The 23,907-nt window shown below is 55.9% G+C and carries 24 protein-coding genes and 1 pseudogene; 2 read left to right on the top strand and 23 right to left on the bottom strand.

Annotated features, from left to right (window positions below; translation table 11 throughout):
• Window positions 1–385: 385 nt before the first annotated feature.
• From L2Y28_RS24550 to L2Y28_RS24530, 5 genes are all read right to left on the bottom strand, one after another.
• Window positions 386–967 carry a DUF2913 family protein gene (locus tag L2Y28_RS24550; protein WP_045265539.1) on the bottom strand — a complete coding sequence of 194 codons (582 nt, stop codon included), beginning with the start codon at window positions 965–967 and terminating at the stop codon, window positions 386–388.
• A 26-nt stretch (window positions 968–993) separates the two neighbouring features.
• Window positions 994–1,476 carry a hypothetical protein gene (locus L2Y28_RS24545; protein ID WP_016479975.1) on the bottom strand — a complete coding sequence of 161 codons (483 nt, stop codon included), beginning with the start codon at window positions 1,474–1,476 and terminating at the stop codon, window positions 994–996.
• A 122-nt stretch (window positions 1,477–1,598) separates the two neighbouring features.
• Window positions 1,599–1,892 carry a hypothetical protein gene (locus L2Y28_RS24540; RefSeq protein WP_032072918.1) on the bottom strand — a complete coding sequence of 98 codons (294 nt, stop codon included), beginning with the start codon at window positions 1,890–1,892 and terminating at the stop codon, window positions 1,599–1,601.
• An 88-nt stretch (window positions 1,893–1,980) separates the two neighbouring features.
• Window positions 1,981–2,265: a hypothetical protein gene (locus L2Y28_RS24535; RefSeq protein ID WP_032072917.1), complete on the bottom strand. Its 285-nt coding sequence runs from the start codon at window positions 2,263–2,265 to the stop codon at window positions 1,981–1,983.
• Window positions 2,266–2,324: 59 nt separating this feature from the next.
• Window positions 2,325–3,173, bottom strand: coding sequence for a hypothetical protein (locus L2Y28_RS24530; protein ID WP_032072916.1), 849 nt, complete (start codon window positions 3,171–3,173; stop codon window positions 2,325–2,327).
• Window positions 3,174–3,311: 138 nt separating this feature from the next.
• On the opposite strand from L2Y28_RS24530, the gene L2Y28_RS24525 reads away from it, so the two are divergent.
• Window positions 3,312–3,458 (top strand): hypothetical protein, encoded by a 147-nt coding sequence (locus L2Y28_RS24525; protein ID WP_032072915.1) that lies wholly within the window; start codon window positions 3,312–3,314, stop codon window positions 3,456–3,458.
• Between the two features lie 858 nt (window positions 3,459–4,316).
• On the opposite strand, the gene repA is transcribed toward L2Y28_RS24525, so the two are convergent.
• Together repA and tap are read right to left on the bottom strand one after the other, a co-directional pair.
• The gene (gene repA / locus L2Y28_RS24520) at window positions 4,317–5,180 is read right to left on the bottom strand and encodes an incFII family plasmid replication initiator RepA (protein ID WP_016247520.1); all 864 of its coding nucleotides are present in this window, start codon (window positions 5,178–5,180) and stop codon (window positions 4,317–4,319) included.
• Window positions 5,173–5,250 carry a RepA leader peptide Tap gene (tap, locus tag L2Y28_RS24515; RefSeq protein ID WP_011201829.1) on the bottom strand — a complete coding sequence of 26 codons (78 nt, stop codon included), beginning with the start codon at window positions 5,248–5,250 and terminating at the stop codon, window positions 5,173–5,175. The genes repA and tap overlap by 8 nt, the downstream gene beginning before the upstream one ends.
• A gap of 79 nt (window positions 5,251–5,329) precedes the next feature.
• Between tap and L2Y28_RS25615 the strand changes: the two are divergent.
• Window positions 5,330–5,433: pseudogene (locus L2Y28_RS25615) on the top strand (replication protein RepA).
• Between the two features lie 35 nt (window positions 5,434–5,468).
• On the opposite strand, the gene L2Y28_RS24505 reads toward L2Y28_RS25615, so the two are convergent.
• The 16 genes from L2Y28_RS24505 to traF all read right to left on the bottom strand — a co-directional run bounded on the left by L2Y28_RS24505 (window position 5,469) and on the right by traF (window position 23,882).
• Window positions 5,469–5,747: a replication regulatory protein RepA gene (locus L2Y28_RS24505; RefSeq protein ID WP_008324932.1), complete on the bottom strand. Its 279-nt coding sequence runs from the start codon at window positions 5,745–5,747 to the stop codon at window positions 5,469–5,471.
• A 151-nt stretch (window positions 5,748–5,898) separates the two neighbouring features.
• On the bottom strand, window positions 5,899–6,444 hold the full coding sequence (locus tag L2Y28_RS24500; protein ID WP_008324931.1) for a phospholipase D family protein: 546 nt from the start codon (window positions 6,442–6,444) through the stop codon (window positions 5,899–5,901).
• 147 nt (window positions 6,445–6,591) lie between these two features.
• Window positions 6,592–7,383: a DsbA family protein gene (locus tag L2Y28_RS24495; RefSeq protein WP_016479977.1), complete on the bottom strand. Its 792-nt coding sequence runs from the start codon at window positions 7,381–7,383 to the stop codon at window positions 6,592–6,594.
• Complete coding sequence (gene finO, locus L2Y28_RS24490; protein ID WP_008324922.1) at window positions 7,376–8,095, bottom strand: fertility inhibition protein FinO; 720 nt, start codon at window positions 8,093–8,095, stop codon at window positions 7,376–7,378. The genes L2Y28_RS24495 and finO overlap by 8 nt, the downstream gene beginning before the upstream one ends.
• A gap of 66 nt (window positions 8,096–8,161) precedes the next feature.
• Entirely contained in the window at window positions 8,162–8,899 is a 738-nt protein-coding gene (gene traX / locus L2Y28_RS24485) for a type-F conjugative transfer system pilin acetylase TraX (protein WP_008324912.1), read from the bottom strand.
• A gap of 1 nt (window position 8,900) precedes the next feature.
• Window positions 8,901–14,141 carry a conjugative transfer relaxase/helicase TraI gene (traI, locus tag L2Y28_RS24480; RefSeq protein WP_016479978.1) on the bottom strand — a complete coding sequence of 1,747 codons (5,241 nt, stop codon included), beginning with the start codon at window positions 14,139–14,141 and terminating at the stop codon, window positions 8,901–8,903.
• Window positions 14,141–16,387 (bottom strand): type IV conjugative transfer system coupling protein TraD, encoded by a 2,247-nt coding sequence (gene traD / locus L2Y28_RS24475; protein ID WP_016479979.1) that lies wholly within the window; start codon window positions 16,385–16,387, stop codon window positions 14,141–14,143. The genes traI and traD overlap by 1 nt, the downstream gene beginning before the upstream one ends.
• Window positions 16,388–16,520: 133 nt before the next feature.
• Window positions 16,521–16,850: a tetratricopeptide repeat protein gene (locus L2Y28_RS24470; RefSeq protein ID WP_223856629.1), complete on the bottom strand. Its 330-nt coding sequence runs from the start codon at window positions 16,848–16,850 to the stop codon at window positions 16,521–16,523.
• A gap of 7 nt (window positions 16,851–16,857) precedes the next feature.
• Window positions 16,858–17,196, bottom strand: a complete 339-nt coding sequence (locus L2Y28_RS24465; protein ID WP_032072912.1) for a tetratricopeptide repeat protein — start codon at window positions 17,194–17,196, stop codon at window positions 16,858–16,860.
• Window positions 17,197–17,270: 74 nt separating this feature from the next.
• The gene (locus L2Y28_RS24460) at window positions 17,271–17,702 is read right to left on the bottom strand and encodes an entry exclusion protein (protein ID WP_008324118.1); all 432 of its coding nucleotides are present in this window, start codon (window positions 17,700–17,702) and stop codon (window positions 17,271–17,273) included.
• 21 nt (window positions 17,703–17,723) lie between these two features.
• Entirely contained in the window at window positions 17,724–20,546 is a 2,823-nt protein-coding gene (gene traG, locus L2Y28_RS24455; protein ID WP_008324119.1) for a conjugal transfer mating-pair stabilization protein TraG, read from the bottom strand.
• On the bottom strand, window positions 20,546–21,916 hold the full coding sequence (gene traH / locus L2Y28_RS24450; protein WP_016247527.1) for a conjugal transfer pilus assembly protein TraH: 1,371 nt from the start codon (window positions 21,914–21,916) through the stop codon (window positions 20,546–20,548). The genes traG and traH overlap by 1 nt, the downstream gene beginning before the upstream one ends.
• Window positions 21,903–22,331 carry a hypothetical protein gene (locus L2Y28_RS24445; protein ID WP_008324122.1) on the bottom strand — a complete coding sequence of 143 codons (429 nt, stop codon included), beginning with the start codon at window positions 22,329–22,331 and terminating at the stop codon, window positions 21,903–21,905. Before L2Y28_RS24445 ends, traH begins: the two co-directional genes overlap by 14 nt.
• Window positions 22,324–22,878: a type-F conjugative transfer system pilin assembly thiol-disulfide isomerase TrbB gene (gene trbB / locus L2Y28_RS24440; protein ID WP_008324125.1), complete on the bottom strand. Its 555-nt coding sequence runs from the start codon at window positions 22,876–22,878 to the stop codon at window positions 22,324–22,326. Before trbB ends, L2Y28_RS24445 begins: the two co-directional genes overlap by 8 nt.
• Window positions 22,868–23,116 (bottom strand): type-F conjugative transfer system pilin chaperone TraQ, encoded by a 249-nt coding sequence (traQ, locus tag L2Y28_RS24435; protein WP_016479982.1) that lies wholly within the window; start codon window positions 23,114–23,116, stop codon window positions 22,868–22,870. The genes trbB and traQ overlap by 11 nt, the downstream gene beginning before the upstream one ends.
• A 16-nt stretch (window positions 23,117–23,132) precedes the next feature.
• Window positions 23,133–23,882 carry a type-F conjugative transfer system pilin assembly protein TraF gene (gene traF, locus L2Y28_RS24430; protein ID WP_008324127.1) on the bottom strand — a complete coding sequence of 250 codons (750 nt, stop codon included), beginning with the start codon at window positions 23,880–23,882 and terminating at the stop codon, window positions 23,133–23,135.
• Window positions 23,883–23,907: the final 25 nt, after the last annotated feature.

Raw genomic sequence — 23,907 nt, 5'->3', positions numbered from 1 at the left:
CTAAACAGGGCAGGTCGCATTTGCTTCGAACTGGTCGAACCGTTTCCGGCTGCGGGATGCGATTCATTGCTGAACCCCTGTAACCATCCGTTATTAGTATTCTATTATCTGACGTAGATAAGTCAAGTAATGTAGTTCTTACTGCCGCAAGGACTTTCTGAAGAAGATAGTACATCTTGTCGGAAGTTAGGAGTAATTACTTGAGTAAGAAGATGTAGTTCTATCAGGTACGCACAGTGCACACAAAGAAACAAGTTATGCGCTGTGAAGATGTTCAAGATAGACGAGCAAGATTAGCTTAAAAAAACAGCCTTAGCGTAAAATAATTATCGATATCCAAGCTGCCCCCTTAAGAGTTGCATTCACGCGACCCGTTCTTTGCTGGTCAACCAGCGCTGATGGTCACCAGTTTCCAGTGATCGTCATTACTGACGGCCTCCCAGCCACAGCTTTTCAGCAGCGCATTAAGCCCCTCGGCGCGCCCGCCAATTCTCGCAGGCACAGGTAGCACCTGCGTCCCGTCATCATTAAAACCGATATCCAGCGCGCTTTTCAGCAGACAGATACTGTTCACCGATGCCGATGGCAGAATCTTATTTCGACCGCTCCACTCACTGTCGCTGAGGACGTGATACCCCCAGTCGTACTGCTTCGCCAGCTCCAGTGCGTAGGTCAGGCGAAAAAGGTCGTTCTGCTCAGACAGTTCGCCGGTGCAGCTACGCCAGAGATAATCCAGCTTATGGCGCAGCCGCGCACGAACGCCGAGCGTACGGCCCTGGTTGAGGATCCAGTCAACATCGGTGGCCACGTCACGTGAAAAACGGCGCTGTTTTTTCACCTGCGCAAACCACCGGGTGATAAACAGGTTTTCCTGCGACTCAGACTCAACCAGGCCATCTTCCCTGGCTGTCAGCAGGGCGATAAGAGCACACCATGCCAGGTGACCCGTTTTTTCCATATTTCTCATATCATCACCAGCCCGGGGGCTGTCCTTCAGCAATGATGTTTATCATCCAGTTCCATCAGTCGGCTGTTCATCTTGTCGGGATGTTCCCGATATACCTCGCCCCTGATCGGTGCCAGCTGTAGCGTCAGATGCCGGGCAACGCTATCGTCCTCACTGTCCGGCGCACCAATCAGCCAGACCGGGTAGGGGGCATACCTGACGTCATTCCGGAGACGTTCACCCAGAGAGAGCATATCAGCCTCAGACGCGCACTCCGGGGCAAAAACCAGCCGGGCAGTAATTCGCCCGCAGCGGGAGCAGGGGAACATGGTGTTCTCAAGGAGCTTCGTGCCGGGAATGGGAGCCGGTGGTGAAGGAATGGTACCATCAGGTTGCCTGCCGGCGTGCTCAATCAACGCATCAGCCATCTGTTGAGCAACCAGCGCCACAATATCTTTGTTCAGTTCCACAGGGTCTTTAACGTACGGGCGCAGCTGCGTGTCGCCGGATGGGGTTTCGGTGACAACCACACCACCCACCTCATTGTTACAATAACAAATAACGTATGTGTTTCCCCGGCGGCGAACCTGAACGTTCGGGGGCAGTCGCAATTTTTGCTGTTCTGGCGATGGTGCCATCCGACTTCCCTGCATTAACGGGGTAAATCTGAACCATCGGTTGGACGACAGACGGCGTCAGACATGATCTGCTGCTGAATGGTGCCAACGTAACACTGATACAGTTTCCCCTGATAACGGGCATTAAAAAAATAACTGTTGGGTTCAGGAGTACGATCAGATTGTTCAAGCGTGACACGATCCTGGGTCACCCCCAGCGCAAAAGCAGCCTTTTCCCGCAGAGCCTTTTCATTCATCTGACCTGCAGCCTGAGAGATTCCGCTGATGGAAAGCGACAGAACGCCCAGAATAAGCAGTGATTTTTTCATGATTACCTTTCCTTTTGATTAATAAGGGCTGTCAGCCATCCCTTCACAGCAATACAGTAACGGGAAAACGTTCGCTCAGGCAATAATGCTAAGCCTGTCCCTGAAGAATGTCTGTAATTTGTGCCAGAACCTCACGTACTTCCGCTTTGTCACAGGCCATAAGTACATCCATTGAAAGCACCTCCAGTCGTGGCTCTCCCATTTGCTTTGCCAGCAGGCCAGCATTAAGTGCCAGCGTTCTCCGCCCCTCTTTTGATGGTTTACGCTGATCATCAATAAACAGGGACAGCACTTCTTCCCTGACCTCCTCATCCAGCCGGGAAAAGTTTCGGTCACGTAAAATATCCAGAGCAAATTTCGTTAAAGAATCCATATATTCTCCTGGTTGTTGAGGTACTGAACACCCGAAACTCAAAAAAAGCGGCTTGTCCTTCATCCTTTTTTCGGCCCAAAAGCCCCGGAATCCATTAATCCATTAAACATTGTGCGTAACTGCTTAACCGTTAGCTGGTTCAGAAGTAGCGACGACCTTGCCCCATGAGGAGACCCGAGAAGCAGGTAACGCATATTTTCCCATGACTCTGACAACTGGGCATATGACAGATCCGCCAGCGTCCTGGACAACATTAAAGGAACCGCCACCGCAGGAGGTATCGTGCCATCAGATTCAAGGGCATGATTATTCCAGCTCCACCAGATTAGCACTGGTTTTGCTGTATTCGCATACAGAGGGATCAAGCCCGATACATCAGAAAGAACATCGCTCCCATCGTAGTCAAAATCACTATTTTTAAACGCGGTAATGAGTTCGTCAGTGATATAAGAAGCCCGCAACTCGATGGAGTCCGATGCCATACGCAACCATCCGGAAAGGCTACTAAAACGCATGTCATCACTGCTCAGATATTGCATTAAATCCCAGTAGGAACGCTTTACAGCAGCGATTAGCTCATCAGTATCCCCATAGGGGCATGTAATAATACCGTTAGCCATATAACGCGTATGATCAAGGCGCGGAAATGATGGCGTCGTCTGCGTGTCCCTGTAACAGGGTATCGACTTATCACGGCCAAGCGCTATAACTGGATGCCATTCAGGATAAGAAGACACTACAGGCCCAAGTTTCGTGCAAATAACGCTTAAAGCATCCTCAGCTCGTTTCCTGTCAGTTTCAGAGATAGCGTCGATATTATCCTTTCGCCATGGTGCGATCTCTTTAATAAGAAAGTAATTGATTGCCTCAGCTTTGAGTTTTTCAGCTTCTTCATTTGCTCGAAACATAACCATACCCCAACATAACATTATTAACTTACGCATTATCTATAACACATACGCGTAAGTAAATGGCTTTATGTTTACAATAAAAAGGTACGGCTACTTTTGCACAATCACCTGCCTGCATGGAGGCAGGTGCGACTGATGAACAGGATACTGACGGTCTGTGGTATCGATACCCGGCATAGCCGTAAACACAACTTCTATATTCGTATTGTGAATGCCGAGCAGCGCGCAGGCATTCTAGGAATGCGCCAGGGGCGCATAGAGGCGCCCTCAGAAGTGGACTAGAGCATAGTGGTTAATGGCGCCGTAGCCCGGCGTAGCCGGTTACGGTGTTGATAGGTTCCACCAATCCATCCCTTCGCCCTGCTAGACCAAAACCCGCTAAAAGCGATACAGAAGCTTTTGTGCGGCGTCGGAGTGGTCACGACAAGGCGGAAGCCGCAGTCGGGGCGTATCTCCGCGTTAGCGGGCCGTGAGGGCCGCTTACGGGCGTGTACTCAAAACTTCCAGCGACACCACTCATAGCCACTCAGAAATCTAGTTACAACATCCATCATTAAAAGCGACGTTGTTCCGGGCCTTCGGCCCGGGGCGGCCTCGCTTTTCAGTGGTGGGGAGGGGCTGTGAGGGTTCAGGCAGGCACTGTTCCTGCTTTTGAGTGAGTATTTTGAATGTTGTAACTATATGTGCCGTGCCGGGGCCCGTCGCGTAGCGATGGGAGCTACTTTAGGCAGTTGCCGAACCGGCGCGGACGTGAGTCCGCTGCAAGGGCGGGCATTTTCAGGAGCCTGTCCACAGGTCAGGCGACGAACAGGTTATATATTTATATGAATGAAATAAAAGATATTTAAAAGAAGTACAGAGCAGGTTTTTAAAGGAAACCACGCACTTTGAAATCAGGTCGGCTGGCGCTCTGTAAGCATAACGGTTGTAACCTTATGGAAAGGTCCCTTGCAGTTATTTGTGGGTAACTGAATCTGGCGACGAGATGTGGCCACTCTGATGCAATTTCTGGCCATTCTGATGGCGGAATGGGGTGAATGTCAGGAAGGACGGCCGTCATTTCGTGCAGAAAACCGTCAACGATGGACTGCAGACGTGCGAAACCCTCCGGCGCCAGCCGGATTTTTCACACAGGAAGGGTTATATGGGGACGGTGGCCAGCCGCGTGTAGTTGTTACCACGCGACATCAGCATGCGCTCTTTCACGCGCCGCTCCAGCTCACGCTGGAGAGCATCCCTGTCGCCGACGAAACGCCCTTTGGCGTAGTCACGCGTCAGCTGCTGTTTCACCAGCGTCACAATGTCCTTACGGGCTCTGTCCGCGTCACGTCGGGCGCGGGCGCGCTTCAGGCCATGCTGTTTACGTTCGGACTGGTAGCTGCGGAACCGTTCGCGCACAAACCGCCAGGCCTTCGCTATCAGCTCGTCCATCTCCAGCGGCTTCAGGTTCTGCTTCTTACGCTGCTGATTCTCCCATTCCACACGGCTGCGCCTCGCGGCCACAACGGCCACGTCAGAGACGTCGAGCGCGGAGAACAGTGCCGGCGTGAAGGTGATATCGGTCGGGATATTGCAGCCAATCTGCGGGTCATACTCGGTCTGATAGGTAATCAGCCCCAGCTCCGCCATAAACGTCAGCGCCCGCGTGGCGCGGGTGATGGACAGATTACCGCTTTTCGACTCGGTGGCGAGACCGCACTCGATGGCCAGATTGGTGATGGAGCGCTGAACGCGGTTGGCCAGCGGGTCATAGTGGAAACACAGCCCCTGGAGCAGGGCATCGATGGCCCGGCGGCGCAACAGTGGCGGCATCCGGTGACGTTTACCCAGCGAGCGTAAGAACGCCACATGGATGGAAAAGTCAAAACGGGACGTGAAGCCTTCGGCTTTCGCCATCAGCTTACGACAGAACGGCAGTGTCTTTTTGCCTTCACGCGGCGTGAATGCCGGGTTCGGGTTTTTGACCTGACGGTAATGGGAGAACAGGGTCTGGGCGTCAGTCACACCTTCCCGCGCTTATGTTGCACGGAAGGAGTAAATGGCACAGAAACGGGTATTGCAGTTTTCTGAGCATAAAACTATACTCCCTGCATAGAGCAACAGCTTCTATACAGTTTAAGTAGGCCCCGTTAATCTTCTCTTAGTCGCCAAACCTGGTGAAGATTATCGGGGTTTTTGCTTTTCTGGTCCCGGGTAGACACCTCATCAGAACCAGTTCCCTGCCACCTTATGGCGTGGCCAACCAAGAATTCACTAAAACGATCAGTAATCTAGCATCCAATGAGAAAACGTTCAAGAATGTGAAGTCTTTACATCGAGAACGCCGCGTTCAGAAAGTTCACGTTCGAGTAAGGTCTCAATAAACTGAGCTTGAGTGAGCCCTTCCTCTTCACAGATCGTAATCATCCAATCTTTAAGAGGATTTTTAACAAAAACCTTCACTTCTTTATGTGTTTCACGTTTACGCGCAATCGCGGCAAGCTGTCTTTCACTCGCCGACATCGGCTTACCTTTTCGGTAAGAACGCTTTTCTTTCGATGAGGAAGTTACTGCATTTTCGATCTGCGACATCTCTGCCTCCTCAAGGATCAAACTTGGATCGTTTGCAGAGAATACTACAGATATCTGAAATCAGCGACTTAACTTTACGCGAAGGTGTGAGCCATGTTGGCGCATGGTTCACCAGGATAGATGTAGATTGCGGATCAAATGACGATGCGACTTAGTATGAAGAATGCCAGTCCGTTCCTCCGTCCCAGCGCGACTGCCAGTGCTGAAGGTAGGTTTGTGCCACTTCCGGCACCTCATTAATAACCAGCACATTCTCGCTATTCCGCGATGCAGCAGAGCGAGTGTAGTTAAAGCTACCAGCCTCAACTGTATGATTATCAACAATAATGACTTTGTCATGCATGATGGCGTAGCGACCGTTGGTGCGCAGCGGAATTCCCGCGTTCACCACGATGTTCATCGCCGCCTGGCTGGCTTTGCTCCGGTTGCCCTTTTCATCAAGCACTATCTTCACATCCACACCACGACGTTTTGCCCTGACAAGCGCACTAACCACCTCCGGAGACGTAAATGAGTAGCCCATCAGCCGAATTTCCTGCTGTGCTGACTCAATCGTCTTAAGGACCAGCTGCAACGCGCTGCCTTCAGGTGAAAAGCCGACCTGAACGGAGGATGCCGCTGCTGCGGGCTGAATACAGCTCAGCGAAAGACATACCAGACCGGACACGGCCAGCTGGCGAAAGGTGAACTTACGCATTAAATAACCTCAGAAATACTGTTCGGATGTGTTAACCAGAAACGCCGGAGACGGGGAAAACTTGCTTTTACCCTTCTCCGGGGTTGGACAACTGAGCACGGCGAAGGCGTCAGTCTCTTTTAGCGGTATCAGTTGGCGGACGCCTGATTATTTTTTGGTATCACCGGCAGCATGACTGATGGCCTGCTGCAGGGCCTCCGCGCTGGTGTATCCCGGAATAACCGTCACGTTATCAGCACTGGCGCCGGCTGACGGGAGAACCACCAGGGCCGGGGTACCGCTGAAGCCCAGCTGCTGCGCAAGTGTGTTTATGCCATCCAGGGTCCCCTGAACATCTGGGGCTGTTTTCGCATCGAACTTCACGGCTTTTGCGGCCGCGCTGATATCAGCATCGGTCAGCTTACCCTCGTTGTGGGCGGTAGCGTAAATCGCGTTGTGATACTTAAGGTAAGCATCGGCCCCCTTCTGCTTCCAGATCTGAAGCCCGGTTTTCGCCGCACTGAGCGACGCCGGCCAGCGCTGGCCAAATATCGGGAATTCCTTGAACACAAAGCGCACGTCCGGGTTAGCTTTTATTACCTTCTCCAGTTCCGGCGCCAGGCGGGCACAGTAGATGCACTGGTAATCAAAGAATTCAACGACCGTCACTTTCGCATCAGCAGGACCATATGATGGTGTGCCTTTATCGTTCAGCAGCGCTGCCTGATTCTGAACCACGGCGGCCGTCATCGCCTGCTGCTGCTTCTCCTGCTGTTGGGCCTGCAGCTTCTGGCTGACCTCAACCAGCACTTCCGGATGAGCCAGCAGGTAGTCTTTCGCGATTTCACCAATGCGGGCTTCCTGTTCCGGGGTAAAGGCAACGGCAGGTTTCTCTGCTGCCCCCGCCACGCCGGAGACCAGAAGGCCTGCGGCAAGCATGACTGAAAGGGTTTTATTCATGTTCATCCTGTGTTTTTCTCTTCTCGGTTGTTATCAGTTCGTTCCGTGCACGGGTGGCGACGCTTCTGACCGCCCTGCGCTGTCGTTTAGCGTGCTCCTGAGCCCTGCGCTCCACGGCATACGCCGCCTCCTCCGCACTCACCGCTGCGACCGGTTCACCGGCAAGGTTTTTACGCCACGCGCCCACCGTCATGGCGCCCAGATACGCATCCGAGCGGGTGACGGCGGCAAGGCAGCGTTTCAGCGTCTTCACGGAAATCTCCAGCCCGCGCCGGCGAATGTCATTGACCATTGCCTCCCGGATGTTGACCGCCAGGAGCTGCGGCTGGCCGTCCGTCACCAGGGCTGGCCAGCAACGCTTCAGGAGCGCGAGCGCGTCCGCAAGCGGCATGACCTTCCGGTACACCGGTTCCGGGGCAGGTTTGCGCCTGGCCGCCCGCATGGCCTCCCTCTCCTGGGCCTGTCGCTCAGCCCACTGCCGGGCTTTCTCTGCTTTTCTGGCGGCCTTCTCGTCCGCCTGCGCCTTTTTCGCGCTCTCATCCACCGCCTGCTTCCTGACCTTCCAGGCAGGCGTCGTGTTCACCACCACGGTCTTTTTACGCGTGACCCGGCCCGGACCCGCACCGTCCGGTTCACTGTTGCTTACGGCACGCTGACCTTCTGGCTCCGCTTTGCGGCGCAGCGTCAGCGTGGGGCGCCCCTGCTCTGTCATCCTGCCTCCGGATAAATCTGTTTCACGTATACTCCCCTGACTGACCCTATTCTGACACGGCAGATATCACATCACCATCAGTCCGATGACGGCAAGGTGCACCGCGTAGAACAGCGGGAAAAATTCGCGCGGCCAGAACCTCGGCACGCGGCAACAGGTCCGGCTCAGCACCGTCAGGGTAACGCCGGGTATTACCAGACCCGCGATGGCAAAGGCGGGGCTGTCCGCGGCATTCAGCGCGAGTATCGCCAGTGCCAGACACAGCGCCAGCCCCGTGCGCGTGGTGCGCCGGCCCGTCATACATACGCCGCAGGCCAGCATCAGCATCACTACCCCCGCCAGCCCGTAGCTTCCCGCCGAAAACGGCAGCCAGGCCAGAACCAGCATCAGGGAGAGCGGCCACGTGCGCGGCCCGTGCCGCTGCATCATCGCCAGTGCCTGTCCGCTGACCGCAAAGGCAAACAGAATATTGCCCAGGTCCGGGCGCAGCCCGGCCAGTATCCAGCCGCCCTGCGCCACCCCGGCCCATATCCAGAGCCGGTTCAGGGCGCGCTGCTGAATCTGCGGATGGCGGGCGAGGTTCATGGCCCAGACCAGGCCAAAGAGCGGAAACGCTCCCCGACCGGCAAGACGCAGCCAGTCATTATCCAGTCCGCACAGCATGCTGATGTGGTCGGCCACCATCAGCAGCAGCGCCACGGTTTTGATAAGGTCGGTCTGGCCCGGCGTCCACACAAGCAGACGCTGCAGCCAGCAGTCGGCCACCACCACAAGGGGGAAGAGCGGATGGTTTTCAGCGCGCATATCAGTCGCCTCCCAGGGTCTTTTCACGCTCAAGGTCTCGCACCGTTTCGCGCTCCATCTGCTGCAGGCGGTCCCGCTGCACGCTCTCGCGCACCACCTGAGACACCGCCTCATCCCGGCGGCGTTCTTCCGGCGCATCCGGCAGCGTGAGGGGAGATGCCGGCGTTTCTTTTATCCGATCCATATCCCGCACCACATCCCGGACGGCGACGTCAGCCCCTCCGGCCGGCCTGTCGCCGCTGCGGGCCATCTCGCGGACCGCCTCTTCGGCACGCTTATCCAGCTCCCGCTGCACCTCAGCCTCCCGGGCCTGCTGTGCCAGCACCTCCGGCGGCACCGTTTCTGCGGGCTGCGTACCGGTGGCATCGGGCAGGCCGTCGGCCCAGACCCGACCGCCGGTAATGGCGCCGGGGTTCCACGGTCGCGCCTCGCCTTCGAGCCGCACCACCACGCCGCTCTGCGGATTCTCCCTCGCGAGCCGCACGCCCTCTTCCATATCCCGCGCCAGCAGCGACTCGCCGTTACGGCTGGCCTGCAGACCCGCAAACGCCGCGTCCCCGCTGCCCATCACCCGGCCTTCACCAGCGAGCCCCTTAAGCTGCCCGTCTCCGGACGTCAGGGCGCTCAGCCAGACGCCCGCCTTCCTGCCGTTGCGGTCGAAGGCCGGGAGCGCCACGTGCGGCTGCGGGTATTTACGCCCCGGCGAGATATATTTCGCCATCGAGCCCTCGGGCTGCAGCCCGGCCTGGCGCAGCGCGGCGCGACCGGCAGGCACCTCACCCAGCGCTTTTGCCGTCGCCGTCAGGCGGGCGGCATTCGCGACGGCGCGGTCGCCGCGCGGCTCCAGAATGTCATGCGCCGTACTTTTCGCCTGCGATTTTTCCATCGCGGCCGCCCACTTATCCCGGTTGTCGGTATAGACCTGCGCGTGCTGCTTCATGCGGCTCAGCGCCACGTAGGCTGACTCGAAGCTCACCATCCGCTTACGTCCGCCGTCCGTACCCTGCAGGGAGATGGAGAAGGGCTCGCTCGCACCCTGTGAGCCTTCAACGGTGACGGCATAGGCCAGGTCGATGTGCTGCTCTGCCTGCTCGGCTGACGGCGTGAGCGTACGGGTCTGTTTCCCGTCCGACAGCGTGACGCTGTCACCTTTTATCTCACTGACCGACCAGACGCTGTTGGCCACGAAGCCCCGCTCGTTGTCGCTTTTCGAAAAGCGCATCCGGTCGCCTTCCGACACGGTAATGGTGTCCTGACGGTAGAGCGTGACGCCCTCTGTCGCCGCCTGCGCGGGCGACAGGCTGCGGGTGTTGCCCTGCGCATCCTTCAGCATCACCAGGTGCGCCTCCCCGTCCAGCGCCTCAATGCTGTAATAGGTGCTGTCCAGCAGAACCAGGCTGTCGCGGGATGCCTCCCACGTTGCCATGCGCCGCAGCTCCCCGTCGCGGATATTGGCAGGCGTGAGAACCGGCAGCGTGACCTCTTTTTCGCCCACCTCGCCGGCACCCTGACGGGCGTCATGAATCATGGCGTTCACCTGGCGGCGGTCGGCGTTCAGGGCGGTGATAACGATGGTCTGCGCCTGCGCCTCTGACGTGCGCCCCGTGTAGTCCTTCACGATGGCCTCCAGCAGCGTCGCGGGCTGCCCGCCGGGCATCAGGTCGCCGGCCGCCACGGCTTTCGCAATGGCCTCCTCCCGTTCGCGGCTGAACTCCATGACGGAGCTGTCCGGCTGCCAGGCATCCGCCCTGCGCGGCACCTGTGCCGGCGCCACGCTCTCAATGGTCGTCAGGGCGCTGCCGATATCGCGGCTAATCAGGCTGTAGACGGCAGGTTTTAGTTCCGGCGTCTGGCGGACGATCTCCTGCATCACCGCCACGTCAATGGCGCTGCGCTTCTGCAGCAGGCGGAAGGGCTGGCCCGGGGCAATGGACTGCAGCTGGTCGGTATCCCCGCTGGAGACCGCGCGCCCCCCGCCCCCGGCAATCAGGCTGTACGCCTTCGCCATGTCGGCGTTACCGACCATTGAGCTTTCATCCACGAGAAACAGCACGTTGCTGAAGTCCGTTCGTTCGCCGCCGCGCAGCTGCTGCTGCGTGTCGTGAATAAAGGCCGCCAGCGTCTGCGTTTCAGGCACGCCCGCATCGCGCATCTCGCTCACCGCCCGGTGGGTGGGGGCCACGCCGATAACGCGCGGCTGCTCCCGTTCCGGCAGCGTGCCGATGGCCGACATGACTGCCCGGAACTGGGTGGTTTTACCCACCCCGGCGTAGCCCTGCACCAGGGTAAAGCGGTCGGGGGATTCAAGTATCATGCGCGTGGCGTTCCGCTGCCCGTCGGTCAGGCCCGCCAGCTGCGCGTCCGGAACCTTATCCATCAGCGGGGTGACGGCCTCCTTTCCCTCAAGGACGTGGCGGATAATGCTTTTTTCAGCGTTGTACGACTGGCGTGAGACCAGCAGCTGCAGGCCGTTTCCCGGCGATACCGGCACCGACAGCAGGTCGCCGCTGCGCACCTGACGGTCCGCTTCCTTTTCGATGGCCTGCAGGCTGAGGCTGTCCTGCTCAAATTCTTTCGCGGCGGCCATCAGTTGCGGCTTCGTGAACGCCAGGCCGTTCCCCTCCAGCACCGGAATGGCCAGATGGATAGCCTGCTGCTCCGGCGTGTGCAGACCGGCCTTCTGGTGCGCCAGGGCATCATCGAGCCTGTCATGCCCCGCCGCATCCTTAATCTGTTCGGACACGACGCTCCAGGCAGACTGACGCGACAGCTTCTCCGTCGTTTTCTGCGCCGTCTGCGCGGAATAGAGCCGCACCGCCCGGCCGCTGAGCGCCAGTTTGTTCAGCGTGGTGTTATCCAGCTCGCGCTGCGACAGCGAGGCAAAAACCGTGGCGCTGTCGCTCACCGAGCGGCCCGGCGACTCCACCCAGCCTTGAACCACCTTCGCGGCGGTAAACGGGCTGTCGCCGGCGGGCAGGACCACGTCCGCCTTACGCCCCGGCAGGCTGACGACGAGCCCCGCCTCCCCGAGCGCCTTAACGGTCACCGTATCGCCTCCCCTGAGCCGCGTCCCCTGCGCCTGACCCAGCACTGCCAGACGGTCGCCTTCGGCCACCTGCAGCGTGCCGGTGCGGTACAGCGACCAGCTGCTGTTGAGTTCAGACAGGCGGGTCACCCGCGTCTCACCCTGGGCGTTGCGCAGCGTCAGGCTGTTGTTGCGGCCCGTCACGCGGTCAATGACAAAGCGTTCCCGGCTGCGCTCTTCGGCATTCCAGCGCTCCATGACCATCCCCTCCCGGTAGTGGTCGCGCACCTGCTGATGGCGGCTGTCGAGCCAGACCGGCTCCAGCGTGGTGATACTGACCTCCCGCTCGCCCAGCACCTTTTCCGCCTTAAGCGCCTCGCGGACTACGCCTGCGAGCACCGCCTGCTCGCGCGGACCGGTGACCTGCGCCACGCTGTGTTCACCTGCGCGGACGCTTCGGGCAAAGTCAGCGGCCAGGCGGTCATACCGCTGCCGCCGGTCAGGCTCGCTGATAACCGAGACCTGCGTCTTCTCACCGCCCTGCCACGCGAGCGTGCTCACTCCCGCTTCCTTCATGACGGTGAGGGCGCTGCCGGTCCCGGTGCGCTGGCCGCTGTCGGCAATCAGCAGCTGGACGTTATGGCGCAGCGCACCGTCGAGCAGCGTGAGCGTTTCTTTCAGGGTCAGCTTCTCCCCCTGGTCCACAATCAGCGTGCTGCCGGGCGTAAAGGCCATGCCCTCCGTCAGCCCCCGCCTGTCGGTGATATGCTCGCCGCTGAGGCGCTCATCCTGCATAAGGGCGCTGCGCGAACGCCTGTCGGCGGCGATAATCTGCACGTCACGCCCCTGTTCGCGCGCCATCATCGTCAGCTCCGCCACGCGCTCACGCTGGCCGGCCGCCCCGCCCTGACCCGAAATGATCGCCACCGGCGGACGGTCCTGGGCCAGGACACTCACGGCATCGCTGTATGACCGGCTGCGGGGCACGCTTTTATCCGGAAAAATGTCGGCCTGCCCCGTCCGCTGTAAATCGCGGGTCATCGCCGACACCGACAGCTCATCCAGCACGTGGATGTTCGAGGTAAACAGCCCCTTCTCTTTATCCAGCGGGATGAGCTGCTCATTTTTTATCGCCGCATCGATGCCGTCACGCGCCATCTCCACCATGCCCGACCGCGCGGGCAGCTGCCCGAGGGTGGTGGCCAGCAGTTCGGAATACGTGAACCGCGCCCGCCGGTCGCTCAGCATCGCGATGGCCTGCCCGACGCTGCTGTTAATATCAATGGCTTCAGGCGTCGTTGCGGGAATATTCCCCTGCACAACCCGCAGGTCTGCCGCCTCACGGTAGGCTTTAATGTCAAACCCCGTCTCTTTCAGGGTCTGCATCCACTCGGCCATGCGCTGTTCGGGGTCAACCTTCTGCTTCGACTGGCGGGTATCGAGCGCCGCCACGTCGCGGGACTTAAGGGACGCGTCATCCCCGACCGCCTCGCTGATGGTCCTGCTGCGGCTGGAATACGGCTCCGTCGGTACGCCCTTCAGCTCCCACATGCCGTGTTTGCCGACCGTCTCAGTCTCATAGCCCATCGCCGCGACGTCATCCTTCAGCGCGGCACGATACAGGCGGCCAAAGGCAATCTGGTTGGCGTAGATATTCTCAATAAACCCGGTTTTACCCACTTTGTCGCTGCTGAGCGTTCGCCACTCATCGCCATGCTGAGTGGCATTGGCCACCACCGCGTGGGTGTGCAGCTGCGGCTCCTGGTCGCGGCTGGTATCGTGGTTAAACAGCGCCATCACCAGGTTGCCGGTCAGCTGCGTCTCGCTCCTGCCCTCCGTCATAACCCGCGTGGAGGCCATTGCCTCTATCTGCTTAATGGCGGTCTCCACCGCGCGGTTGTGTGCCTCAATAAGACGCTTGTCGTCTCCCAGCATGGCCATCACGGAGACACTTTTGGGCGCAGAGAAGGTGAAGTCGTAGCCCGGACGGTGTTTGTTCGCCCCGTCCTGAGTCCGGCTGAGGTCGCTGCCGTCCGGCAGGCGTCCCTCCAGAACCTTCGTAAAGACCTTCTGGTCCACCCCGCCGCTGAGCCCCAGCGCTTCAGCCCCTTTTCCGGCCCAGCGCTCGCCCATACTACCGATAACGTAGTAGTTGTCCTTGTCGGTGTAATAATTGCCCGCGCTGCCGGCGGATTTTACCGATCCGATGCTCATCATCAGATGTATCCTCCCGGCTCAAGATCCTTTTCAGGCGCCCGGTGAACGTTGATGTTCACTTCTTCACGACGCTGCCTCTCCTGAGGAGACAGTTCGTCCTGCTCCGCCTGCCACGCCTCCCATGCCGCCATATCCACTACTTCACCGCTTTCACTGATGCCGGGCGGCAGCTGCTCTGCCTCTTCCGCCTTTGTCTTCAGCTCAGGCTCCACACCGCCGGCGCCTGCCGCACCTGCTACGGATGCCGCGTCTGCAGCGCGGGGCGCGGGCGTCAGTTGCTGTGGCTGCTGTGGCTGCTGTGGCTGCTGTGGCTGCTGTGGCTGCTGTGGCTGCTGTGGCTGCTGTGGCTGCTGTGGCTGCTGTGGCTGCTGTGGCTGCTGTGGCTGACCAGCATTCTCCGCACCGCCCTCTGGCGCGACAACATCGGCATCCGGTTCAAAGAGCATGGCGATGCTGCGGGATTCATGTTCACGTGCAGCCAGCGCGGCATTCAGGCGTTCCTCCGCTTTCCCGTCGATGGTGCGCGGAATGAATTCCGGTGCCACCTTTGGACGCTGCTGATACTTCAGCGCCATTTTCACGGCAGGATAAGGTCCGGGAAGCGTGACGTAGCAGGAGAGATCCGGCAACGTCTGGACGTCGGAGTAACTCACCAGGGTGACGCGCTCCATGTCCTTGCCGACCGAGGTACCGTCGCGTACCGGGTCCACACCGTAGGAATACTGCTCGGACGCCTTGAGGATTTCTTTTTCACCGATTTCGCCAGCGGCGAACTCGGCGATATTGCGCGACGGCGAGCGGAAGAAGGCACGGGTGTTCAGCACGTCGAACAGCGTTTCCGCCGGCTTCTGCCCGTAAATATCTTCCAGCTGGGCGTAGGACTGAATGCCAATGACGTAGCAGCCGCCAAACTTACGCGCCTCCGGCAGGATCTCAACCAGGTCCGGCAGCTTGTGCAGGGTAGGCAGCTCGTCGGCGAAGATCCACACGCGGCGGTTACGGTTTTCCCCCATCGCCAGCAGCCCGCGAATGGCGATGGACAACCACATGGAGATAACCGGCTTGAGGGAAGCGTGGGTGTCAGCATTGGAGGAGATAAACAGCCAGCCGTTTTTACCATCCTCACGAACGCCGCGCATCCAGTCGCGTATGGTGAATGACTCGCCGTTATTTTCGATGCCCTGCAGGTAGCGGATAGCCTTGACGTAGTTGGTCAGCACGGCGCGGATGGAGATGGCCGTTTTCTCGATTTTCTCTTCCACCAGGTTCGCCGCCGGGGAGTTTTTCAGGTACGAGCGCAGCTTCTCAATCTTGATGGAAAGCAGCGTGTCGACCAGCTTGCTGTAGCTGCGGTCCTTGTCGTTGCGCATCAGATATGCGGCTTCGGCAAAGATGGTACGTCCCGACCCCTGCCAGAAGGGGTCTTCCTTCGTGCCCATAGGAATAAGCGTGTTGGAAACGTTGTCGAAGTCAGGCTGCGTCAGGCACTCCCGCCACAGGTCCCATGCAGCGCAGCGCGCATCCAGCGGGTTAAGGATTTTATCTGTGGCCGGATCATAGTAGCTTTTGACGAACTCACAGGAGCGGTCATACACGATGACCATATCGCCACGCTGGCGGGCGTAGTTCATCAGACGGCGGATAACTTCTGATTTACCGGCCCCGACGGTACCGTGCAGACAGAAGTTCTGGATCTCCGAGTCCTTAATAAGCGGCAGCTCACCGATTTTGATGTCGGATGCGAGACCGTCGCGCCTGAGCATTTTCGCCACCGCTTTCGGGTCGTCAGTCAGCTGGCGCCCTCCCGTTATCTCGTCCTCACTCTGCTGCTTACCCTGATGGCCCAGAATCCAGGTGGTGACAAAGAAGGTAATAACGCACACCACGGCCGCGATGATGGCAGCAAGAATAAAGGCCGTCCAGACCTGGTCGGCGCACCACTGGATATATTTGTCCTGCAGTATTTGCTGCGCGTTGTACTTCAGCTCATGGCCGTAATAACGGATGGTATAGACAGGCTGGGATTTAAAAATATCGCGCATGGGGGCCAGCGTCTGACACCAGTAATAAACCATGCCGTTCACGAACGTCTGCCAGGTCAGTTTAACCGACAGCGTAATCGCGACAATGATGCCGAAGAGAATGACGAGACAGTACACGATGATATTGGCAATTTGACTGAACATACGGATACGCATGCTCGCGATCTGACCGCCCTGGGTCATATCCTTAGCATTAAAACTCATATTAGCCTCATAGAGGTTGGTCTATATGTATAGCGACCATGATTTCAGAAAGCAATTGATTTAATGTCATCCGTTACAAAACACTAGGATGACATCATTTAACTAAAGGCGGAGAGATTATTAATAATGAATGTTATTTTTTAAGTAAATCACACGCTCCTGCATATCCATGTGAGCATGATTTTTTCAAATAGATATCTGCCATTCCAGAACCTGGAAATACACCATCACCTCTCATATAAGCCCCTGCCAAATTAAACTCAGCCTGTCCGTTATTTTTAATGGATGCTTTCTCCCACCAGATCACCGCCTCGTGCATATCCCTATTAACACACTCACCTGTAGAATACAGGTTTCCAATATTCAAATATGCCAACTCAAAATCTTTTTGAGCTGAGGAGTTAAGCAAATCCATTATTTTATCACAACGGGCATCTTTCAATAATCCATTTTTATAAAGCATTGCCAAGTCATTCTGAGCAGATGCATTCCCTGCATCTGCTGCCTTCCCCCACCAATAGCCTGCTTTTTTTTATATTTTTATCAACACCTTGCCCATAATAATAGAGCAGACCTAGGTTATTTTGGGCATCTGAATTACCCTGAATCGCCGACTTATTAGTCCAATAAAAAGCTTTTTTATAATCACCAGATACGACCAAATACATTGCACCTAGCTTATATTGAGCTAATGCGTTTCCAGAATTCGCATCTTTTTTTAAGTTAGTGTAGTAGTCGTCGCTAGCCCTTACACTCAAGGTACACGACAGGAAAACAAAAACTCCCAACATCCCATAGAACACTCGCATTGTTTATCTCCATAAAACTAAATATTATATCCATACACAACCATGAAACTGACTATGAAATCCTACAACTCAATCTAACGCTTCCAACCCATTGGATAATTACTTTCCGGATTATAATTAACATTATCAAAGTCCACGGATTCAAAGTCATTATTTATAGAGTGGGCGCCATCTACCTTGTTTTTTTCAAGCCACTCTTTGATGCTTATACACCCGCTAACCTTATATAAATCCATCAATGTACCCACAATGAATACAAAAAAAGTAACAAGAGGAGGAGCCAGTGAACATATAGGCATTATCACATACCAAACTACCCTGTTGTATGTGTAGGGTTCAACACTGCCTTTATTCTTAGATATTTTATAAAACAAATAGATGAACAATCCTTGCCATAAGAGCACAGTTGCACCAATGAATACCACCTCCGTAACTAACCATCCAGCCAGATAACAAGCAATAGACTGAAACAACACTACCATGAATATCTGAAGCAGATTTCTCATCGCACCCTCTCTGGCATCCTGTTACTGCTTATGTTTATCTTGATATTTTTTTGCCTTCTTCATCAGTTCTTCAGGACTGTCAGCCCCCGGCACTCGTTCTTGAGACTCCTTTTCTTTATTATACGTATTCATTTGCGAAGATTGCTCTGAATTATGATGTTTTTGCAGATCAGAATACTGTTTATTTATGCTGCCTTCTTCATCGCGTATTCCTCCTTTAGTATCGGCTATATTCTCTCTCGATGTTGTGAGCATATTATCAACTTGGTCTTTTACATTATTCTGAATTCCGCTGTCCTGTGTACGTTGTTCGATAGTAGCCTGATGAGACTGGTGATCGGCACTAACATCGCTATTTCCACCGCCACCAGAAATGGCCCCCATACCATGGCCAACATTTCCTTTAGCTGCTGAATATGATGCATCAACGCTCGGTTGTACCTGCTCCTGAACAAATCCCCAAGCCAGTTCCCGACGTTTTCCTGCGATTTCTGCTGAGCTGGTATTAGTAAGCAATGTATCTGCATCTTGAGGTGCATGTTTACGGACATACTGGGCAAACTGCTGATTTAGATCCTCGCTCATTTGACCACTCATACTTTCTGTACGAGACGCCATTTCAGCATATTCATGGCTACGAGCCTGACTTGTGGTGTACTGATCATAGCTCTGTTTTGCTGAGTTCAACGATGCCGAAAGTTGATCTGCTCGGGAAGCCGCATTATTGTCCGTATGGCTCCCAGATTCACTGACTTTACGGCTAGTAAAGTAATCACTCGCCTCCTTAAAGTCCTGGGTTGCTTTAGCATCCATATCATGTCGAGCATCATGGCTAGCTCGAGAGCTATTTGTTGCTTGGTGCATATCGTCATCGGAAAAATCAACTCCCGCCTTAACTCCTGCCTGAAACCCTACCCCTCCTCCGGTACCCAGCACATTCAGCCCCATACTTCCTTTAGCATGTGCATCACCATACAATCCGAGTGACGCTCTGGTGCTCCTTGACGCTAACTCTTGAGTGGCCTGTTCATTACTAATATTATGCCCTTTCGCATAGCTTTCTACTGCGCTGCGCATCCTGCTGGCCATCATAGAATCCTGAGCACTCATAGTGCTGTCTGCGCCACTGGTCATTGAATTACTGCTACCACGGTTTGAGCCAAACTGACTAAGCGTATTCCATGCGCTACTCAAACTACTGTTATATCCATGCAATGCACTCTCTGACTGGGTTTGTGCCTCGCGGGCCATTGCCTGCTGTGCGGTTGCAATCTGACGAGTCATGTTGATACTCATAGGAATACGTGACGTAGCACCACTGGAATCTGTCACTACACTACCATCACGCATTTGCGTCGAACTGGCTCCGTTAGCCAACTGTTGGCTCATTTGTCCAAATACTGTTGAGCTATTGGTATTCCAGTTAAAACCACTCACATTTTCTGTCTGCATGTTAGCGTAAGAGTAGTTACCATCAACAGCACCAGAGGCAGCAGTGGCTGCAGGGCTGATAGCGGAAGAGGCCAGATGGCTGTAGAGATTTGAGAACCCCGCCCCCAGTCCCTTCAGCATTCCCCATGCCAGTGGCGGGATAAGCATCGACAGATAGCCTGCCGTGGTAGCGAGGTCTGAGTATTTTATCTGCACCTGTGACAACTCCGAGAGAACCACTGGTGAACCGTTGGCCTTCGCATAGAAGGTCATGCAGCTGTTGAGGATGGCGTAAAGCAGTGGCCAGCTCTGCACCCACATGATAGCCAGCACGTACCCCTTCAGCACATTAAGGGTGACGGCGTTAAACATCCCGCCCAGCACCATCAGGGGGAATATTCCGATGGTCAGACCGACAATCAACGTCTGAGACATAGGTAGTGAGCGTAATGCCACCTGACCGACCGTCGCATGCGCCAGCCGCTGCTTCTCCATCGATGACGTAGTGGCGATATTCAGCAGGCTTGAGGTGTCACCGTTGCGGGCTGCATAGCTCATGATGCCATTTCGCAAAGCGTTCATCGTCACATTCTGACGGACAATCGACGCGGCGCTCTGACCAGCACCATAGAAATAGTTATAGCTGTCCCCGATCATCTGGCTGAACAAAATGTCAGGATTCGGACGTCCGCCAAAAAGCTGACGCACGTAGTAACTCCATGTTTTTCCTCCGGTCTGAGTATCCAGGGCAAGCTTTGGCTTAATTACCGCAGCGGCTTCTTCACAGGTTAAAAACTGATTATTGTTGTTGAATACCCCCCTCAGCGGACTCGGCTTTGAGAAAATCAGCGTATACGGGTCTGCACTGTTCATTAGATCTTCCATGGTATATTTTCCGTTCAGGAAAATATCGCCCATCACGCAGTTCTGCACATAGTCCGTGAATATCGTAGTTATCTCTGGGTTCTGTGATAAAAAGTCCGTACTGCGTGAAACCAGATTCGCCCCAAATATCATGCCGGTTTTGCTGTAGGTGATGCTGTCGGGCTGTGAAAAGACCATTTCATACCCCTGAACAAGGGCATATCCGATTTTGGTGGTCAGCGATGCAGGCAGTGCCAGCCCGACGGGCACGTTATCGACTTTATAGACCTTTGTCTGATTACTGATATCGATTATTTGTACGGAGGTGCGAACACTGACCAGCAGCGACATCAGCACAATGACGCCTGCCCAGCCCAGCATATCCATGATGTTGTGCCGTCGTATCCACGAAATGGCTACAACCAGCACAGAGAAAGCCGTCGCAATACGCCGAATAACAACCCAGTTCTCCGTCGACATGAACGTGACGATGGCATTCAGCGTCTGCGTCAGCCAGTCGCCGCCCGCGATGACATAGATTTCCTGCATCAGCGCGCCCCCCCGAAGTGATAGTTGTTCTGGTAGCGCTGCAGCATGCGTGCCGAGACCTGCTGGCGCATGTAGCTCATCTGGCGGTCAACAACCAAAAGCGCATCCTGCTGTACCTGCACCTGTGCCTGGAAGGAGGCTATCTGCCGCGTGGCTTCGTTGAGGTTATTATTGATGCTGTCGATAACCGCCTGGTCATAGTTTCCCGTTGCCACCATTGCACGGGCCTGCTGGACCAGCTCCTGGATGTACTGGAGAAGAATGTCGTAGCCGATGTAATCGGTTAGCTGATAAACGAGGCTGTTAGAAACCCCCAGCATCTGTGGATCAACCAGGTACTTGAAGACCGGGATGGTAGTACTTGTGATAAATCCCTTCTCTTTCTCGGTTAACTTTAGATCGGCAACGGCTTTATTCTGAATGCTGGAAAGGATGTCTTTTATCTGATTTTTCAGTGCATTTTTCTGGCTGATCGTGACATTAGCATCGGCAACCACCTTCAGACATTTATCGCTGTCATTACAGTGATACACCCGTGCAGTCCCCCCCTCCATCATGGCCCGAATAAGGTCGCGATCGGTCGTTCTTGCCGGAAGCGGGGTTATATTACCCTTCTCATCAAAGACCATTGTTCCGGTCAGGGTCATGATGAACTCCTTAAGCTCTTTATTCCCGTCAAACATGCGGTTCTTTCCGAGCGCATTCCAGATGACATTGATATTCTTCGTTATGCGCTCTTTATCCTTATCACTGGCCTTATCACGGACCTTATCCATGCTTCCCCCCACCGTGCAGCCCTGGCGGGATGCCGCCCAGTCGGCAAACATGTTGCTCTCACCGGCAATGTCCTGGCAGACCTTCTGCTGGGAGACCTGAGTGCGCGGAAACAGACCGCCGACAATCCCCTGCGCCGCCTGGCAGGAGCTGAGGTTCATGCTGTTAATGTCGCTGGCCATCTTCTGCAGGAAGTCTTTAGCGGTCTTGATTTCCGGTACCGTGGTCTGCAGCGCCAGATCGAAGAAGTATCCGGCCGCATTGGACATAATCTGCTTGGCGAAACGCTGCAACTGATCGCTGTTAATAAAGCTGAAGGAGCCCAGATAGGCATCGATGCCGCCGCAGCCGGCGTTGATGTCGGGCAGCGTCATGGAGATAAGCTGGACGGTTTTCACCTGCGTGCGCGCGTAGAGTGAGCCGCCCGTGGCGTAGCCCGCGGCCTGGCCCTGCCAGACCTGTGGCTGGCTGGTGTTGGACGCAAAGCCCAGCTTATTAAAGAAGGTGTTCATGTCACTGTTCACGTCGGCACTCACGCTCGCTGAACACGCAAGAAGGAGGCCACACAGTATGGAGAGAGGTTTACGGACGAACATCGGCACCCTCCCGACTCGCCTGCAGGGCGAGTTTTCCCATTTTTCGTTTTAGTATGAACATTTGCCCTTTCGTATAAAGCGAGTTCAGGATTGCATAAACGCCACCTGCAACGGCAAGCCCGCCGCTCAGCGCGATAAATATCAGTGGAATGGCGTACATCAACACGTTCCACAAATCTTTCAGCTGCAGGTGACCGTCCCTGAGCCAGTCGCCGACGCAGGCATTGAAAACGTATGTCATAAAGACGCGCGACAGCACGCCGGCAATGAGCAAAATGCCCGCCCACTCAGCATAAACGCCGAACCGTGCGTCCTCTTTCCGTGCCCTGAGCGCGATTAACTCTGGCGTCGTAGCTCTCTGAAGCATTCCGGAGGTCATCATGTCGTGTTCCTCTGCATTGTTCTGATCAGCCATTGTTACCCACTCCACGCATCTGAAGGACCGTATCCATGCGGGCCATAAAGCCCTGTTCGTCGGTCGCGCCCTGCAGCAGGGGCAGGGCTTCAAGGGTGTTTACGTTGACGAGAAAGGTGGTTGGCGTGGCCACGGGCAGGTTAGGGAAAAAGGTTTTCATCACCTCCGGCGGCGCGGGCAACGCATCGGGAAAGGACGCATCCCCCTGACCGTCGATGGTGTAGGCCATCACCCCAAACCCCACCCGTGCCGACAGCGACTTCAGGACCGGATCAAACTGGTGGCAGTACGGGCAGTGTCCCTGCATAAACAGCACGACCTTCCAGTCGGCCAGATTGATCTGGCGGCCGTTGCTGAGGCGGTACCAGACCGGCGGCTTCGCCGGAAGTGGCTTAACTTCAGGGTCTTCCGGGGATGTTGGCAGAGATCCCGACGTTCGCGCCCCCTGTGGATGCCATAACGATTTGATCTCGTCCATTGTGGAAGCCTGTGTGGCCAGGCAGAGGGACATGAGCGCCACGGTAAACACGGTATGTCTAAGGTTCATGTCGGCATCCTCCGGCATCACGGGCCTTTTCGGCCTCACGGGCGGCATCAATCCAGCGGTTGATGATGCGGTAGCCCCCCCAGAGCGCCATCGATACGCCGATTATCTGCGCCAGAATAATGGCCATCTCCGGCTCGCGCCGGACCAGGCGGGAAACAATGTGAAACCATATCCCGAGGCTCAGCACCCATAATCCGGGCACGTCGAACTCAGGCAGGCGAAAACGGAATTTGCGCATGCGAACTCTTCCTGTATTAAAAGTTGGGGGCAAAATCTGTGGAAACGTTGAGGAACTGCTTCGCCAGGTCATCCTGGCTGATAAAGCCATACGAGACGGGTTTGACCGCCCCGCTTTTAGGGTCGGCCAGCATCAGCGCCGGGAAGTAACGAATACCCAGCCGGCTGGCCTGTCCACCGTCCATTCGGGTATCCGGCAGGAGTGGATTCACGATACCGTCCACGGAAACCGGAATGACGCTGAGGTGATACGTTTCGCGGAAGTTTTTAATGACCTGAACCAGCTGGCCGTCGATCGGGTCCTGTCCGCGGTAGAAGAACATCACGCCATAGTGCTGAGCCAGCGTTTCAATGGCGCGGCGCTGGTCGGCAAAGTCCGCCGCCAGCTGGTTGCGCACGGTACCGTTGTAGTGGCTGTGCTGCAGGTTGTAGTCCAGTTCGGGGTGCTCGAGCATGGCTTTTTTGGCGCTCATCGAGAACAGCCCGGCCTGCTGCGTCCAGTAGTTCTGCAGGCGGAAGTAGCGGGTAAAGTTCTCCACGCCCGGATACAGAATGGCCTCGTACATGGCGCGCTTCGTGGCCTGCTGAAGCGTGGCAAGCTTCTCCATGATGTCCGGCGAGGCCTGCTGAGGCTGTGTTGAAGAGGATTTGTCGTCCTCCGGCGTTCTGCGCGTTTCGTTGTACCACTGCCAGCCGGCATCTTTTCCTGTGGCGGTAAAAACGCTGCCAAGAAGCAGCAGCGCTAACGCTGTCTTTCTCTTTTTCACTGGAACCTTCCTTATCCCGAAGCAG

The sequence above is a fragment of the Enterobacter sp. JH25 genome, assembly GCF_021725435.1.
GTDB classification, from domain to species: domain Bacteria; phylum Pseudomonadota; class Gammaproteobacteria; order Enterobacterales; family Enterobacteriaceae; genus Enterobacter; species Enterobacter intestinihominis.
The sequence above is the reverse complement of the archived record's forward strand: the minus strand, read 5'-3'. Positions and strand labels throughout refer to the sequence as shown.